Below are 15053 nucleotides of genomic sequence, written 5' to 3'. Positions count from 1 at the left end.
CGTGTCAGTACTTCCGTTCCATCGGCGCGTACCGGGTCTGGACCACGGGCTTGTAATCCAGCCTGATGTCAGAGAGCAGCTCGCTGCCTTGCTTGAAGGCCATGGTGTGGCGCATGTAGTTGGTGTCGTCGCGGTTGGGGTAGTCCTCACGGGCGTGCCCGCCGCGGGACTCCTTGCGATTGAGGGCACCGACCACGGTGACTTCGGCCAACTCCAGCAGGAAGCCGAGTTCGATGGCTTCTAGGAGATCGCTGTTGAAGCGCTTGCCCTTGTCGTGCACGGTGATTCGCGAGTACCGCTCCTTGAGGGCATGGATATCGGTGAGCGCCTGCTTGAGGGTTTCCTCGGTGCGGAACACCGCAGCGTTGTTATCCATCGACTGCTGCAGTTGGCCACGGATATCGGCCACGCGCTCATTGCCGTGCTCAGAAAGGATATCGCCGACCCAGCCGACCACCATCGATGCCGGCTCGGGTGGCAGGTCGACGTGGTCGTGGCTCAATGCGTAAGCCGCAGCGGCGATTCCGGCGCGACGGCCGAAGACGTTGATATCCAGCAGCGAGTTGGTGCCGAGCCGGTTGGCGCCGTGCACTGACACGCATGCGCATTCACCGGCGGCATAGAGACCCGGCACGATATTGGTGTTATCGCGCAACACCTGGCCGTTGATGGTGGTCGGAATACCGCCCATCACGTAGTGACAGGTGGGGTAGACGGGCACCAGTTCGGTGACCGGATCCACGCCGAGGTAGGTGCGCGCGAACTCGGTGATATCGGGCAGCTTGGCCTCGAGGACGTCGGCGCCCAGGTGACGCACGTCGATGTAGACGTAGTCCTTGTTCGGTCCGGCGCCGCGGCCTTCGAGTACTTCCAGCACCATCGAGCGGGCGACGATATCGCGGGGTGCGAGGTCGACGATCGTCGGTGCGTAGCGCTCCATGAATCGCTCGCCCTCGCCGTTGAGCAACCGGCCACCCTCGCCGCGCACGGCTTCGGAGATCAGGATGCCAAGGCCGGCCAGACCGGTCGGATGGAACTGGTGAAACTCCATGTCCTCCAACGGAAGTCCCTTGCGGAACACGATGCCCAGGCCATCGCCGGTCAAGGTGTGGGCATTGGAGGTGGTCTTGTACATCCGGCCCGAACCGCCCGTGGCGAACACGATGGACTTGGCGTGGAAGATGTGGATCCCGCCGGTGGCCAGCTCGTAGGCGATGACGCCGGTGGCAACGGGTCCGCCGGGCGTCTCGGTCAGGGCGATATCCAGCGCGTAGAACTCGTTGAAGAATTCGACGTCGTGTTTGACGCAGTTTTGATACAGGGTCTGCAGGATCATGTGACCGGTGCGGTCAGCGGCGTAGCAAGCCCGGCGCACCGGGGCCTTGCCGTGGTCGCGGGTGTGCCCGCCGAACCGGCGCTGATCGATGCGGCCTTCTGGGGTGCGGTTGAACGGCATCCCCATCTTTTCCAGATCGAGCACCGCGTCGATGGCCTCTTTGGCCATGATCTCGACGGCGTCCTGATCGGCCAGGTAGTCACCGCCCTTGACGGTGTCGAAGGTGTGCCACTCCCAGTTGTCGTCCTCGACATTGGCCAGCGCGGCACACATGCCGCCTTGGGCGGCGCCGGTGTGGCTGCGGGTGGGGTACAGCTTGGTCAGGACCGCGGTGCGGGCGCGCGGCCCGGCTTCCACGGCCGCGCGCATACCTGCGCCACCTGCGCCGATGATGACGACGTCGTAGCGGTGTTCTTGAATGATCGAGCTCATTTTGTCCTTCAGGAGATATTTGCGTCGAAGGTCAACAGCACATACGTGCCCAGCACCAGGGTGAACAGCATCGACAACGCGAGCAGTGTGTTCAGCCAGAACCGGGTGGAGTCCTTGCGGGTGTAGTCGGCGATGATCGTGCGCATGCCGTTGCCGCCGTGCAGCTGGGCCAGCCACAGCAGCAACAGGTCCCAGGTCTGCCAGAACGGCGAGGCCCAGCGCTGCGCGACATAGTTGAAGTCGATGCGGTACACGCCGTTTTCCCACATCAGCATGACGAACAGATGCCCCAGCGCCAGGAAGACCAGGGCAATCCCGGAGAAGCGCATGAACAGCCACGCGTACTTCTCGAAGTTGGGCATACCGTTTCGACGTCGCGGTGCCCGGGGATTATCGAGACCGGCCGGCCGGTCGTGGCTACGTTCCATGATCGGGGCGATATCGCCGCGACCCAGCTGACTATCGGGCGCGGTCACAGGAATCGCTCCGACATGTGGATACCGATCACGACCAGCGAGGGCACCATCACCAGCAACCAGATCACCGCGATGCCGAGCAACATCTTCTTCTGATGCCGCGGACCCTCAGACCAGAAGTCGATCAGGATCACCCGGATGCCGTTGAGCGCATGGAACAGTACGGCTGCCACCAGGCCGACCTCCATGAGCCCGACGATCGGGGTCTTGTAGGTGTCGATGACTTCGTTGTAGGCCTCGGGGCTGATCCGCACCAGCGCGGTATCCAGCACGTGGACGAACAAGAAGAAGAAGATCGTCGCGCCAGTGATGCGGTGCAATACCCACGACCACATGCCTGGGTCGCCGCGATACAGGGTTCGCCTGCGCGGCCTCTCCTGTTGAGTCGGCTCTATTGCCGCTGTACTCATCAGTGCCTCCAACGCCATCGGTGGACGCCGAACCCCACTGAGAAAGCCCGGCGTGGCGGTGTCTCGATATCACCATCATGTCTGGAAAAGGGGATCGGGAAGCCGCCGTTTGGACTCTAATCCCATTTACAGGGTCGATCGAACTGCCGTAATACCGAAAGGCGGGGTCAGCGCATAAAAGTTAGGGTGGCCTTCACGTTGGATCAACGAGCGAAGTGGGTTTTCGGAATGCATTCAGAATTGACACGGTGGCCTCGACATGTCGGTTGATATCGATTGGAAATCCCTGCAAGACAAGGCAATTGAGCAAACCGCGCACGCATACGCACCGTACTCTCACTTCCCCGTCGGGGCGGCGGCGTTGGTCGACGACGGTCGGCTGGTAGTCGGCTGCAATGTGGAGAATGTCTCATATGGCCTAGGTCTCTGTGCCGAGTGTGCTGTGGTCTGCGACCTACATTCCAGCGGTGGCGGACGGCTGATCGCGTTGGTGTGTGTCGATGGTGCGGGCACCTTGCTGATGCCGTGCGGGCGGTGTCGCCAGGTCCTGCTCGAGCACGGCGGTTCTGACATGCTGATCGACCACCCGTCCGGGCCGAAGCGGCTCGCCGAACTGTTGCCCGACGCATTCGGCCCCGACGACATCGCCCGCTACGGGCGAGCAGCCGACTGATCCGGGAGAAGGAAAAGCCGTGACCCAGTTCACATTCGATGCGCCGACGGTGATCCGCACCAAACGTGATGGCGGCCGGTTGTCCGATGCGGCGATCGACTGGGTCATCGACGAGTACACCCGGGGTGGTGTCGGTGAGGAACAGATGGCCGCGCTGCTGATGGCGATCTTCCTGCGCGGGATGGATCGGGCCGAGATCTCCCGGTGGACCGCGGCGATGATCGCCTCCGGTGAACAGTTGGACTTCTCCGATCTGCGCCGTGCCGGGAAGCCACTGTCCTTGGTGGACAAGCACTCCACGGGCGGGGTGGGGGACAAGATCACCATTCCGCTGGTTCCGGTGGTTGCCGCCTGTGGCGCAGCGGTGCCGCAGGCGGCCGGGCGCGGTCTCGGGCATACCGGCGGCACGCTGGACAAGCTGGAAGCCATCCCTGGATTCACTGCCGAAATCTCGAAAGAGCAAGTCCGTCAGCAGCTTTGCGATGTGGGGGCGGCCATCTTCGCCGCCGGGCAGCTGGCGCCTGCCGATCGCAAGATCTATGCGCTGCGGGACGTCACCGCAACGACGGAGTCGTTGCCGTTGATCGCGAGTTCGATCATGAGCAAAAAGCTCGCGGAAGGCGCCGACGCATTGGTGCTCGACGTCAAGGTGGGCTCGGGTGCCTTCCTCAAGACCGAAGCCGAAGCGTGGGACCTGGCGCGCACGATGGTGGACCTCGGTGCGGCGCGCGGTATCCCGATCCGGGCGTTGCTGACCGATATGGCGACGCCCCTGGGTCGCACCGTCGGTAATGCCGTGGAGGTGGCTGAATCGCTCGAGGTGCTGGCCGGGGGAGGGCCGGCCGATGTGGTGGAGCTGACGATCGCCTTGGCCCGCGAAATGCTCGAGCTGGCCGGTCTCGATGCGGTTGACCCAGCGCAGACCCTGCGCGACGGCACCGCGATGGACAGCTTCCGGGCGATCGTGGCCGCTCAGGGCGGCGACCTGGATGCGGAGCTGCCGATCGGCGCCCATTGCGAGACGGTCCGTGCACCGGCGGGCGGCACAATGGGCGGCATCGACGCATTGGCGGTGGGGCACGCGGTGTGGCGGCTCGGGGCGGGCCGCGCCAGCCCTGGTGAGCGGGTCCAGCACGGTGCTGGGCTGCGGATACACCGCCGTCCCGGAGAGCCCGTCGCCGCTGGTGATGCGTTGTTCACTCTCTATACCGATAACCCGGCAAGAATCGGACCGGCGATGGCCGAACTGGACGGCGCATGGAGTGTCGGTGACACGCCACCGGAGGTTCGGCCGTTGATCATCGACCGGATTGGCACGGGAATCAGCTGAGCGCGTGGTCGCCGGTCAGCTTTCGGCGACGACGATGTTCCGGCCACCCCGCTTGGCGGCGTAAAGCGCATCGTCGGCGCGGTTGAGGAGCGCGTCGAGTGAATCGTCAGATCGAGCCACAGTGACACCGACGCTGACAGTGACGGGAACCAACTCGGTGGGTGCATCGTCGGCCAGATGCTGGTGCGCGATGGCGTCGCGGAGACGGTCAGCGAAGCGCTGCGCGTCCTGAAGATCGGTGCCGGGAAGTGCGACGGCGAACTCCTCACCGCCGATCCTTGCCGCAACGTCACCCGTACTGAGCATCGCTGTGCAGGTGTCGGCGATCACGACGAGGGCCAAATCGCCGGCCGCATGGCCGTTGTCGTCGTTGATGCGTTTGAAGTGGTCGACATCGAAGGCCACCACCGCCAACGAGGCGTCACTCTCGTTCGACGTCGTGAGCCAGTGTCGCAGGCGTTCAACGAAGTGCCGACGATTTGCCAGTGGTACCAACGAATCCCGCCGTGCCAGCTCGTCTAGCGCTTCGACAAGCAGCCGGCGTTCTTCGAACATCGCGAACAGCATCAACGAGAAGATGGACGCCGTGGCGATGAAGAAGCTGACATAGGCGAGCCGGTCAGGAACGGCGAGATGGGAGAGAAATCCGTTCCCAGACGCTCCTGCCCAGGTGACGGCCGGCACGATGAGAACGTTGGCTGTGGTGACGCCACGCAAGCCGCGCCGAAGTCCGATCCAGACCAGCAGTGGATAGGTTCCGCCAAGCAGCAGCAAGGGGTAGATGGGCAGCGCGGTTGCGGCGACACCTAATAGGCCGATGGCGACCGCGCAGAAGAGCAGGTCGTATCTCGTCTCGGGTCGGCGGGAAGCGCCCTTCAACGCCCAAGCCAGCAGTAGTGGTCCGACCAGGAGTTGGCCCACGGAGTTGCCGATCCACCAGTGCATCCATGCCGACGGGATCTCGCTCGCGTTGGCGAGCGGGTGTTGAATGCCCTGATTCCATACCTGTTCCCATGAGTCGGGGATCCAGTCCAGCGGGATTGCCCCGACCGCCCACAGCACGCTGACTCCGCCGGTGGCGCTGATGGGTTGTAAGACCAGGAAAATCAGCGCGACAAAGAGGAGTACGTCGCGGGGTCGGGCGAGTTGCGGCGAGATCCTCCAACGCGCGAACAGAATGGCCCCGAGGGCGCATTCCAGGCTGTTGACGACACCAATAGTCATGCCACCCAGCAGGGATGGGCCGGACCACAGCGACAGGACCGTCTGGCCGACCAGCACTCCCCAGGCGACCCGCGGGCCGAAGATGATGGCCAATGCCAATGCGACACCCTCAGGTGCGAAGACGACGCTGGTGACGTTGCTGTGTTCGACAGAAACCGCGAAAGTGAGTCGGCCGAGCGCGATGTAGGTGATCGCCAACACCAGGCCGACGAGAGCTGTGTGTGCGGGGTTCGATCGAATCCGGTCGATCGAGCTGATCCACATGGTCGCATCATATGCCGGTCGTAACTGCCCTTTTGAGCTGGGAACTGCAATTTAACGCAGACGAAGCATGGCACTTCGCTCGTGGTATCTGGGGGTAGGTGAGAGCCGCGACTCGGAAGCGCAAAATAGAGCCATGACCACACCGCAGGGACCGTGCGATATCGATGTGATCCGACAGGCCCCCAAAGCGTTGCTGCATGACCATCTCGACGGTGGATTGCGACCGGCCACCGTCCTGGATATCGCCGCCCAGATCGGGTATGACGATCTACCTGCCACCGACGTCACCGAACTGGCGACGTGGTTCCGGACCGCCGCCCACAGCGGATCGCTGGTGCGCTACCTGGAGCCGTTCGCACACACCGTCGCCGTCATGCAGACGCCGGAAGCCTTGCACCGGGTGGCCTTCGAATGCGTAGAAGATCTCGCCCGCGACTCCGTCGTCTACGCCGAAGTGCGCTTCGCCCCGGAACTGCATATCGATCAGGGCCTGTCGCTGGACGCTGTCGTCGACGCGGTGCTGGCCGGATTCGCCGACGGCGAGAAGGCGGCCGCCGCGGAGGGTCGCACCATCACCGTGCGTTGCCTGGTCACCGCGATGCGTCACGCGGCCCGGTCCCGCGAGATCGCCGAGCTGGCGATCCGGTTCCGGGACAAGGGTGTCGTCGGTTTCGATATCGCGGGAGCGGAGGCCGGCTACCCGCCGAGCCGGCACCTGGATGCGTTCGAATACATGCGGAACAACAATGCGCGCTTCACGATTCACGCCGGTGAGGCGTTTGGGTTGCCGTCCATCCACGAGGCGATCGCGTTCTGCGGTGCCGACCGGCTCGGGCACGGGGTACGGATCGTCGATGACATCACTGTCGACGCCGACGGTCACGCCCACCTCGGCAGGCTGGCGGCCATCCTGCGTGACAAACGCGTCCCGTTCGAGCTGTGCCCCAGTTCCAACGTCCAGACCGGGGCCGTCGCCAGCATCGCCGAGCACCCGTTCGACCTGTTGGCCCGGTTGCGGTTCCGCGTCACCGTCAACACCGACAACCGGTTGATGAGCGACACCACGATGAGCCAGGAGATGCTGCGGCTGGTCGAGGCGTTCGGTTACGGCTGGAGTGATCTGGAGCGGTTCACCATCAACGCGATGAAATCGTCGTTCCTGCCGTTCGACGAGCGGTTGGCGATCATCGACGAAGTCATCAAGCCGCGATTCGCTGTGCTGATCGGCTAATCCGACAGTACGGTCCGCAACCGGTCGGCGAATGGGCCTGGCGCACCGATGAACCCGCCGTGGTCACCGGGAAACTCCACCGGCGTCGTGCCCAGCAGATCAGCCAGCGCGGTGCTGGTCCGGTAGGTCAGCAGCCGTGTGGAATCGGCGCCGATACCGATCACCACGCGGGCGCGCCGCAGCGCCGCGATATCGGGAACGTAGGCGATGGTGTCGCGCATCTCGTGGTCGAAGAACCGCGTCATATCGGCGAGTTGACGGGCCTGCTCCTCGGGCGTGGGTTCGGGCCCGACCGGTGCGCCCTGTTCGTCGCCGGTCAGATCGAAACCGGCTAGATCGAAACCGGCATTGAGCATGAACTTCATCCACGCGGCTTCCGGCCCGTCGCGGTGGAAGGTCTCGATCATGTCCTCGGTCGCCGCCCGCTGCTCAGCGGCGTCCGGCAGCAGTTCGGTCACCGGCGGTTCGTGCGCGACCAGGGTGCGCACCTTGTCCGGATGTTTGGTGACCAACGCCAGCCCGGTGACCGCGCCGCCGCTGGAGCCGAACACATCCGCCTCACCACCCAGGACGTCGATCAGCGCCGCTACGTCATCGGCACGCAGATCAGGCGTGGCGTCCTGGGCTGGGTCGTCGATGGTGCTGTGTGCCAGCCCGCGCGGGTCGTAGGTGACGACGGTGTGGTCACCGGCCAGTGCGTGGGCCAGCGGGGCGAAGTCGGCGGCCGGCATCGGCGAACCGATCACCAACAGCAGCGGGCCGGTGCCGCGGACCTCGTAATGCAGGCGGGCGCCAGGGACATCGAGTGAACGAGAGATCAGGCCGTCGGTAATGGTCATGCGGTCCTCCGGGGTCCGAACGTTAGGTCAGGGGTACTGACCATCCGGGGTGCACAAAATCATCGCGGCGACCGGGCCTACTCTACGCGCCCGGCCCTCTCTCCCCGGGCTCGTTCCTCGCCCGCCTCGTCGACCGGGCCTACTCTACGCGCCCGGCCCCTCTCTCCCCGGGCTCGTTCCTCGCCCGCCTCGGCGACCGGGCCTACTCCCTGCGGAGGCGCGAATCCGCGAAACGTTCGAGTTTCTCGAACTCGTCGACCACATCCGCATATGGCGCTGCCGGTTTGGTGGTGGAGCCCGGCGCCAGGACGTACTTGACGAATGCACCGAGCCGGCGATCCTCGCCGAGCAGTTTGTCGACGGTGTCTTCCTCGGAGTAGTCGCCGATATCGCGTAACAACTCGACCGCCAGGTCCAGCTGATCGGTGTCGACGCCGTCAGGACCGTCGGCGATATCGTCGGACAATCCGGTCAGCACATAGATGTTGTCCTCGGTGACCTCGACGTCGAGTGATCCGTCGGTGGCCGCCGTATGGATATCGGCATACGTACTCAAGCTGGACAGGTCGTGATCGTGCTCATCGGCCAGGTACCTGGCGAGCGCACGCTCGGAGGTGAAGACGCTGATTCTGCCGTTGCGGCCCAGGAATATCGGGCGGTCATCGAAGTAGCAGCGCAACGTGTAGAACGTCCCCGAGCTGGTCATCAACTGGATCGGGTCGATGCCGACCTTGACCCAGAAGTCCTCGTCGTCCCCGAGCACCAGACTGCTCTCGGCGGCGGCTTCCTGGGCGTCGACAGTGACGGCGGCGGCAGGCAACTCGTCGTCGTCATCATCGTCGAGCGCGGAGTCATCGACCAGCACCTCCTCCTCCTCGTCGTCGGGGGCGGGCTCGGCCAACTCCTGCGCGGCCTTGGCTGAGCGCGCCTCGTCGACCTCGGGGGTGGTGACGACCTCGTCAATCGCGGCGATGACGTTGTCCCAGCTGCGTCCGACGATGATGGCGATGTTGTTCCACCGCTTGAGTCCCGCCTTACCGCTGAACTCGTCGATACCGCCGTTGACGCTGCTCAAGGTGGGGTTGCCGTTGAAGAACTTCGTCACCGCGGGCAGCTCGCACACCGAACCGATGGAGGAGGCGATCGCCAGCGCACTGGCCAGTGTCCGCACCGACTCTTCGGTCGGCTTTTCGGCAACCAGTTCGGTGACGGCGATCAGGTCGAACTGCCGCGCCTCGGAGGGGTTCAGCTTGTGCGCCGAGCCTTCGACCACGGTCTGCCACGCCGGATGGTCGGCGAGATCGTTATCGGTGTCGGTGCGCACGAAGGCCACCAGATCCGCGGCGCTGGTGAAGGCGTAGAGGTCTTCGTCCTTGCCGAGGAACGCCTCCCATTCGTCGCCGGCGTCGCGCCAGCGGGGCGCCCACAGGGTGTAGAGGTCGCCCGCGGTGATGCCAAGACGGATCGGGACAAGATCAGCAGCCATGCGGCACAGGATAACGACGCCCGCTGGCGGCGCCGCCGGTTCCCCGGCTAAACGGACCCGCCGGCCCCTCATCGCAGGCGATCGCGGCGGCTTTGCCGCCTGTAATCTGGCGCCGTGGAAGGGAGGCTGAAGCGCGCGGCGATGGCTGCGGCAGTGGTCATCCTTCCTGTTCTGCTGGTGTTCGGCATCACCGGTTATGTCCTGTTCACCCGCCCGCATGGCGATCCGCTCAGCAAGGCTGATGCCATCGTGGTGCTCGGTGGCGATCTTGACGGCCGCATCGATTACGGCCTGGACCTGGCGCGGCAGGGTTACGCCGACACCGTGGTCATCTCTGATTCCTACGACCGCGGCGAGCCGACCATCACCCGGGCATGTGCGTCGGGCACGGCGAAGATCACGGTGATCTGCTTTCGCCCGTCGCCCTTCACCACCCGCGGTGAGGCGATGTTCGTCCAGCGCGCGGCGGCCCAGCACCATTGGCAGCACGTGATCGTGGTGTCGTGGAATTTCCACCTCGTCCGGGCCCGCTACATCTTTCACCAGTGCTTCGACGGCACCGTCACGATGCGGTCGTCACCGCACACCTACCCCTATCACCCGCTGGAGTGGGGGATCATCTACGCCTATCAATTCGGGGGGATGGCCAAGGCGGCGATCCTGGGTTGTACCGGCGCATAGCTGCGCGCGTCCACGCACGCCGCGCGGTGACCGCCTAGGGTCATCGGCTATGGATGTCCGCGTCGTCGATCACCCGCTGGCTGCAGCCCAGCTGACCACCCTGCGGGACGAGCGCACCGATAACGCCGGGTTCCGCGCTGCGCTGCATGACCTCACCCTGATGCTGGTCTACGAGGCCACCAGGGATGCGCCGTGTGAGCAATTCACCATCCGCACCCCGCTCGCCGAGACCGTCGGGTCCCGTCTGGCCAAGCCGCCGCTGCTGGTGCCGGTGTTGCGCGCCGGGCTGGGCATGGCCGAGGCGGCGCAGGTGCTGCTCCCGCACGCTCAGGTGGGTTTTGTCGGTGTCGCGCGCGACGAGGAGACGCATCAGCCCACCCCGTACCTGGAATCGTTACCGGAGGATCTGAGCACCCGGCCCGTGATGGTGTTGGATCCGATGCTGGCCACCGGCGGGTCGATGGCCCACGCGATCGGGTTACTGCAAGCGCGTGGCGCGGCCGATATCACCGTGGTCTGCGTCGTGGTGGTACCCGAAGGTATTGCCGTCCTGGCCGAGGCGGCACCCGATGCGCGGCTCTACACCGCGACCATCGATGACGGCCTCAACGAGATCGCCTACATCGTGCCCGGTCTGGGCGACGCGGGTGACCGTCAATTCGGCCCACGCTGAAGAAGCGCTGTCGCATCGGATTCGACGGCGCGCAGCGCAGTCGCCGCGCGGGCACGGGCGTCGTCCAGATACTCGGTCGGCGCCACTCGAATTTCGATGTAGCACTTGATCTTCGGCTCGGTACCCGAAGGGCGTAGCGCCAGCCGCAACGAGATCTGCTCGTCGCCACCGGTGCAGATCAGGGCATCGGTGCGGCCTTGGCCGCGTTCGTGCAGCAGATCTGCCACCTCGACCGCGATACCCCCGATTCGGGTGGGCGGATCCCCGCGCAACAGCGCCATGACCCCGGCCGCATCGTCGATGTGCGTCGTCACCGCTGAGGTGACATGTACGCCGTGGCGCCGAGCCAGTAGGTCCAAAGCCTGGGTTACGTTGCGGCCCTGAGCTTTCAGCGTGGCGACCAGATCGCAGACCAGGACCGCCGCGCTGATCCCGTCCTTATCCCGCACGGCCGACGGGTCCACGCAGTGTCCGATCGCCTCCTCGTAGGCGTAGATCAGGGTGTGGCCCGGCAGGCCGGCGTCGGCCCTGGCCAACCATTTGAACCCGGTCAACGTTTGCACGTGGCGGGCGCCGAAATCGGCAGCGATGGCCGCCAGCATCTGCGAGGACACGATCGAACTGGCCACCACGGTGTGCTCGGCGACAGTGCCGGGATCGACCTGGGACAGAATGTAATCGCCCAGTAGCCAGCCGGTTTCGTTGCCGGAGAGCATCCGCCAGCCAGTCGGGGTGGGGATCCCGACCGCACAACGGTCGGCATCCGGGTCAAGGGCGATCGCGACGTCGGCGTCGACGTCGGCGGCCAACGCCAGGACCAGATCTGTTGCCCCCGGCTCTTCCGGGTTGGGGAAGGCCACAGTGGGGAAGTCGGGATCGGGTTCGAACTGTTCGGCCACTGTATGTACGTCGTCGAAGCCGGCCCGGCGCAACACCTCGACCGCGGTAACACCGCCGACGCCGTGCAGTGCCGTCAGCGCCACCCGGGCCGGGGCGCGGCCGTAGCGAACAGAGGCGGCGCGGTCGATATAGCGCAACACCACCTCGGTATCGGCGGGCAGCACTGCGCGCCGGGCGATCTGGTCGGCGGGCGGGGCCGCGGCGATCGCAGCTTCGATCTCGCGGTCGGTGGGGGAGATGATCTGCAGGCCACCGTCGAAGTACACCTTGTAGCCGTTGTCGGTTGCCGGATTGTGCGACGCGGTGATCTGGACACCCGCCGCCGCATTGCCCTTGCGTACCGCGAAAGCGACCACCGGCGTCGGCAACGGGTCTGGCAGCAGGGTGACCGAAAAGCCTTGGGCGGCAAAGACTTCAGCGGCGGCAAGGGCAAACTCGGTGGAATGGTGGCGGGCATCGCGGCCAACCACCACGGTGGACCCGCCCAAACACCGATCGGTCAGCACGCGAGCCACTGCCCAGCTGGCCCTGGCGACCAGGTCCACATTCATTCCGCCGACGCCCTCGCGCATCGGGCCGCGCAGGCCCGCAGTGCCGAACGCCAGCGGTACATCGGTGGTCATGACGCTGATTGTGCCGCCATCACCTCTGCGTCGGCCAGCTTGCGCAGGACCGGGGCGACCAACATCAGCAGATTGAACTCCAGATCGGACAAGTTGTCGCGCATGGTGGCGTGCAACCAGGCATCCCGCTCGCCGCGGTCCTCGTCGAGCACCTCCGCCCCAAGGGTGGTGATCTCGAGCAGCTGCCGACGCCGGTCCACGGGATCGGCGCGGCGGGTCACCAGGTCACGGGCCTCAAGGGCGTTGATGCTGTCGGTCAGCGACTGCACCCGAACATGCATGCGTGCGGCCAGCTCGGCGGGGGTAGTCACCCCGCTACGGCTGATTTCGCCGAAGACCTCCATCTGGCTGGTGGTCAAACCGTTATCCGGACGGTGCCTGCGCATCTGCCGGGCCAAGGCCATCATCGACTCGCGTAACTCGGTTGCCGACGGGGTGTCTTGCGTCATACCCAAAGGTATACCTTGGTATATAGCCGATGGATACCGCAAAACACCGGATTGATTTGAAATAAAAGCAAGGACATACTTGTCATTAGTGAGTGAAGAGGGTCGGATGGCAGACAGGGAAGAGGTCGAGGGATATATGGCGAGGTGGCAGCTGTCGCGCTGGTTATTACTGACAGTCGCCACGGTGGCCGTCACCGTCCCCCTCACCCTGATCGGCGTGCCGTCGGCCGCACTGTTCGCCGCCCTCGCTGTCGGCATCGTGTTGGCCCTGGCGTCGGTGGCACCGTCAGGTGTGCCGCGCCGGGCCGGTCTGCTGGCCCAGGGTGTGCTCGGTGTCTACATCGGCACGATGGTCCACGGTGACGCCGTCGGCGCGCTCGGTTCGCACTGGCCGATAGTGCTCGCAGTCGTCGTGGCAACGCTGTTGATCAGCGTGGTCGCCGGCGCACTGATGGGTCTGCACCGCGACGTCAGCCCGCTCACCGGTGCGCTGGCCCTGGTTGCCGGCGGCGCCTCCGGCCTGGTCGCGATCGCCCGTGAGCTCGGTGGCGACGACAGGGTGGTCGCGGTGGTGCAGTACCTGCGGGTGGGTCTGGTGACGGCAGCGATGCCGATCGTGGTGACCCTGGCCTTCGCACCGGATCGTTCGCACCCGAGCGTCCCGACCGCCGAAAGCGTGTCAGCACCTTGGTATTTCAGCCTTGCGATGGTGGCGGTGATCGCGGTCGGTGGTGCCGCGCTCGGCAAACTTGCCCGCCTGCCCGGTGCCGGTCTGCTCGGCCCGATGGCAGTGACGATCGTGCTGCAGCTGACCGGGATGTCGTTTGGCCTGTCCGTACCGGTGGTGTTGGTGCAGATCGGCTACGTACTCATCGGGTGGCAGGCCGGAGTGGCCTTCACCAGGGAGTCGATCCGCTCCATCGGGCGCGCTCTACCCCTGGCGCTTGGGCTGATCGTCGCGCTGTCCGTCGCGACCGCCGGTCTGGGTGTGCTGCTGGCGCGAGTCGCAGGACTGACCCCGCTGGAGGGTTACCTCGCCACCAGCCCCGGCGGTATCTACGCGGTCTTGGCGACCGCGGTCGAGACCGGCTCGAATGTCACCTTCATCATCGCCGCACAGGTGCTGCGGGTGCTGGTGATGCTGTTCTGTGCACCCTTGTTGGCACGAGGCATGGTCGCGCTGACCGCGCGGGTAGGTCGCCGCGGTCAGAGTCACAGCGGTCAGAGTCGGGCGATCACCGAGCCCAACAGAGAGCCCATCGCCGTCGCCGATTGACGGCCCGCTTCCAGCACTTCCTCGTGGTTGAGTGGCGCACCGGTCATACCGGCCGCCAGGTTTGTCACCAGCGAGAAGGCCAATACCTGTGCACCGGCGGCCCGCGCGGCAATCGTCTCGTGCACGGTCGACATGCCCACCAGATCGGCGCCGAGCGTGCGCAGCATCCGGATCTCTGCGGGCGTCTCGTAATGCGGTCCCGGCAGGCCCGCGTACACCCCTTCGGCCAGCGACGGATCGATATCGCGCGCCAGGGCCCGCAGCCGGGGTGAATACGCGTCGACCAGGTCGACGAACTCGGCGCCCACCAACGGTGACCGCGCGGTCAGGTTGAGGTGGTCGCTGATCAACACCGGCTGGCCGACCGTGAACTCGCTACGCAGTCCGCCGGCGGCGTTGGTCAGCACCACTGTGCGCGCACCGGCCGCGCAGGCGGTGCGCACCGGGTGCACCACATGGCTCAGGTCGTAGCCCTCGTAGGCGTGAATCCGGCCCAGCAGCACCAACACCCGGTTATCGCCCACCGCAAGCGATAACACCTGACCGCCGTGACCGGCCGCGGACGGCGGGGTGAATCCGGGTAGCTCCGACATCGGCACCACCGCTGAGGGTGTGCCGAGGGCGCCGGCAGCAGGCGCCCAGCCTGAGCCGAGGACCACCGCCACATCGTGGCGGGCCGCCCCGGTTCGATCGGCGATGGCGGTGGCGGCCTGCTGCGCGAGGGAACTGGTCACAGAGAGGCAGACTAGC

At 65.5% G+C, this 15053-nt stretch carries 15 protein-coding genes; 6 read left to right on the top strand and 9 right to left on the bottom strand.

Annotated elements, in window-relative coordinates; all coding sequences use genetic code 11:
• Window positions 1–4 precede the first annotated feature (4 nt).
• The 3 genes from sdhA to sdhC are packed head-to-tail and all read right to left on the bottom strand — an operon-like array spanning window position 5 to window position 2579.
• Window positions 5–1759, bottom strand: a complete 1755-nt coding sequence (sdhA, locus tag ADBZ9O_RS26390) for a succinate dehydrogenase flavoprotein subunit (protein WP_526533528.1) — start codon at window positions 1757–1759, stop codon at window positions 5–7.
• A 17-nt stretch (window positions 1760–1776) separates the two neighbouring features.
• Window positions 1777–2196: a succinate dehydrogenase hydrophobic membrane anchor subunit gene (locus ADBZ9O_RS26385; protein ID WP_526533526.1), complete on the bottom strand. Its 420-nt coding sequence runs from the start codon at window positions 2194–2196 to the stop codon at window positions 1777–1779.
• 44 nt (window positions 2197–2240) lie between these two features.
• Complete coding sequence (gene sdhC, locus ADBZ9O_RS26380; RefSeq protein WP_526533524.1) at window positions 2241–2579, bottom strand: succinate dehydrogenase, cytochrome b556 subunit; 339 nt, start codon at window positions 2577–2579, stop codon at window positions 2241–2243.
• A gap of 334 nt (window positions 2580–2913) precedes the next feature.
• Between sdhC and ADBZ9O_RS26375 the strand changes: the two genes are divergently transcribed.
• The gene (locus tag ADBZ9O_RS26375; RefSeq protein ID WP_526526065.1) at window positions 2914–3327 is read left to right on the top strand and encodes a cytidine deaminase; all 414 of its coding nucleotides are present in this window, start codon (window positions 2914–2916) and stop codon (window positions 3325–3327) included.
• A 19-nt stretch (window positions 3328–3346) separates the two neighbouring features.
• Window positions 3347–4657 (top strand): thymidine phosphorylase, encoded by a 1311-nt coding sequence (locus ADBZ9O_RS26370; protein WP_526526064.1) that lies wholly within the window; start codon window positions 3347–3349, stop codon window positions 4655–4657.
• 15 nt (window positions 4658–4672) lie between these two features.
• Here the strand turns inward: ADBZ9O_RS26370 and ADBZ9O_RS26365 are convergent, their stop codons facing one another.
• Window positions 4673–6145 (bottom strand): GGDEF domain-containing protein, encoded by a 1473-nt coding sequence (locus tag ADBZ9O_RS26365; protein ID WP_526526063.1) that lies wholly within the window; start codon window positions 6143–6145, stop codon window positions 4673–4675.
• A gap of 133 nt (window positions 6146–6278) precedes the next feature.
• Between ADBZ9O_RS26365 and ADBZ9O_RS26360 the strand changes: the two genes are divergently transcribed.
• Window positions 6279–7376 carry an adenosine deaminase gene (locus ADBZ9O_RS26360; protein WP_526526062.1) on the top strand — a complete coding sequence of 366 codons (1098 nt, stop codon included), beginning with the start codon at window positions 6279–6281 and terminating at the stop codon, window positions 7374–7376.
• Here the strand turns inward: ADBZ9O_RS26360 and ADBZ9O_RS26355 are convergent.
• Complete coding sequence (locus ADBZ9O_RS26355) at window positions 7373–8215, bottom strand: alpha/beta fold hydrolase (protein ID WP_526526061.1); 843 nt, start codon at window positions 8213–8215, stop codon at window positions 7373–7375. The two genes, ADBZ9O_RS26360 and ADBZ9O_RS26355, sit on opposite strands and share 4 nt — an antisense overlap.
• Before the next feature lie 202 nt (window positions 8216–8417).
• Entirely contained in the window at window positions 8418–9701 is a 1284-nt protein-coding gene (gene satS / locus ADBZ9O_RS26350) for a protein export chaperone SatS (RefSeq protein WP_526526059.1), read from the bottom strand.
• A gap of 114 nt (window positions 9702–9815) precedes the next feature.
• On the opposite strand from satS, the gene ADBZ9O_RS26345 reads away from it, so the two are divergent.
• Together ADBZ9O_RS26345 and upp are read left to right on the top strand one after the other, a co-directional pair.
• On the top strand, window positions 9816–10382 hold the full coding sequence (locus ADBZ9O_RS26345; protein ID WP_526526057.1) for a YdcF family protein: 567 nt from the start codon (window positions 9816–9818) through the stop codon (window positions 10380–10382).
• A 49-nt stretch (window positions 10383–10431) separates the two neighbouring features.
• Entirely contained in the window at window positions 10432–11055 is a 624-nt protein-coding gene (gene upp, locus ADBZ9O_RS26340) for a uracil phosphoribosyltransferase (protein WP_526526055.1), read from the top strand.
• Here the strand turns inward: upp and ADBZ9O_RS26335 are convergent.
• Both ADBZ9O_RS26335 and ADBZ9O_RS26330 read right to left on the bottom strand, forming a co-directional pair.
• Window positions 11037–12578 (bottom strand): phospho-sugar mutase, encoded by a 1542-nt coding sequence (locus tag ADBZ9O_RS26335; protein ID WP_526526053.1) that lies wholly within the window; start codon window positions 12576–12578, stop codon window positions 11037–11039. The two genes, upp and ADBZ9O_RS26335, sit on opposite strands and share 19 nt — an antisense overlap.
• Window positions 12575–13027, bottom strand: a complete 453-nt coding sequence (locus ADBZ9O_RS26330) for a MarR family winged helix-turn-helix transcriptional regulator (RefSeq protein WP_526526052.1) — start codon at window positions 13025–13027, stop codon at window positions 12575–12577. The genes ADBZ9O_RS26335 and ADBZ9O_RS26330 overlap by 4 nt, the downstream gene beginning before the upstream one ends.
• A gap of 136 nt (window positions 13028–13163) precedes the next feature.
• Between ADBZ9O_RS26330 and ADBZ9O_RS26325 the strand changes: the two genes are divergently transcribed.
• On the top strand, window positions 13164–14303 hold the full coding sequence (locus tag ADBZ9O_RS26325; RefSeq protein WP_526533522.1) for an AbrB family protein: 1140 nt from the start codon (window positions 13164–13166) through the stop codon (window positions 14301–14303).
• On the opposite strand, the gene ADBZ9O_RS26320 is transcribed toward ADBZ9O_RS26325, so the two are convergent.
• Complete coding sequence (locus ADBZ9O_RS26320) at window positions 14249–15037, bottom strand: purine-nucleoside phosphorylase (RefSeq protein ID WP_526526051.1); 789 nt, start codon at window positions 15035–15037, stop codon at window positions 14249–14251. The genes ADBZ9O_RS26325 and ADBZ9O_RS26320 overlap by 55 nt on opposite strands.
• Between the last annotated feature and the right edge of the window lie 16 nt (window positions 15038–15053).

The organism is Mycobacterium sp. (assembly GCF_965229105.1).
GTDB lineage: Bacteria > Actinomycetota > Actinomycetes > Mycobacteriales > Mycobacteriaceae > Mycobacterium.
Note: the sequence above shows the minus strand (reverse complement) of the source record. Positions and strands in the feature narration are given on the sequence as shown.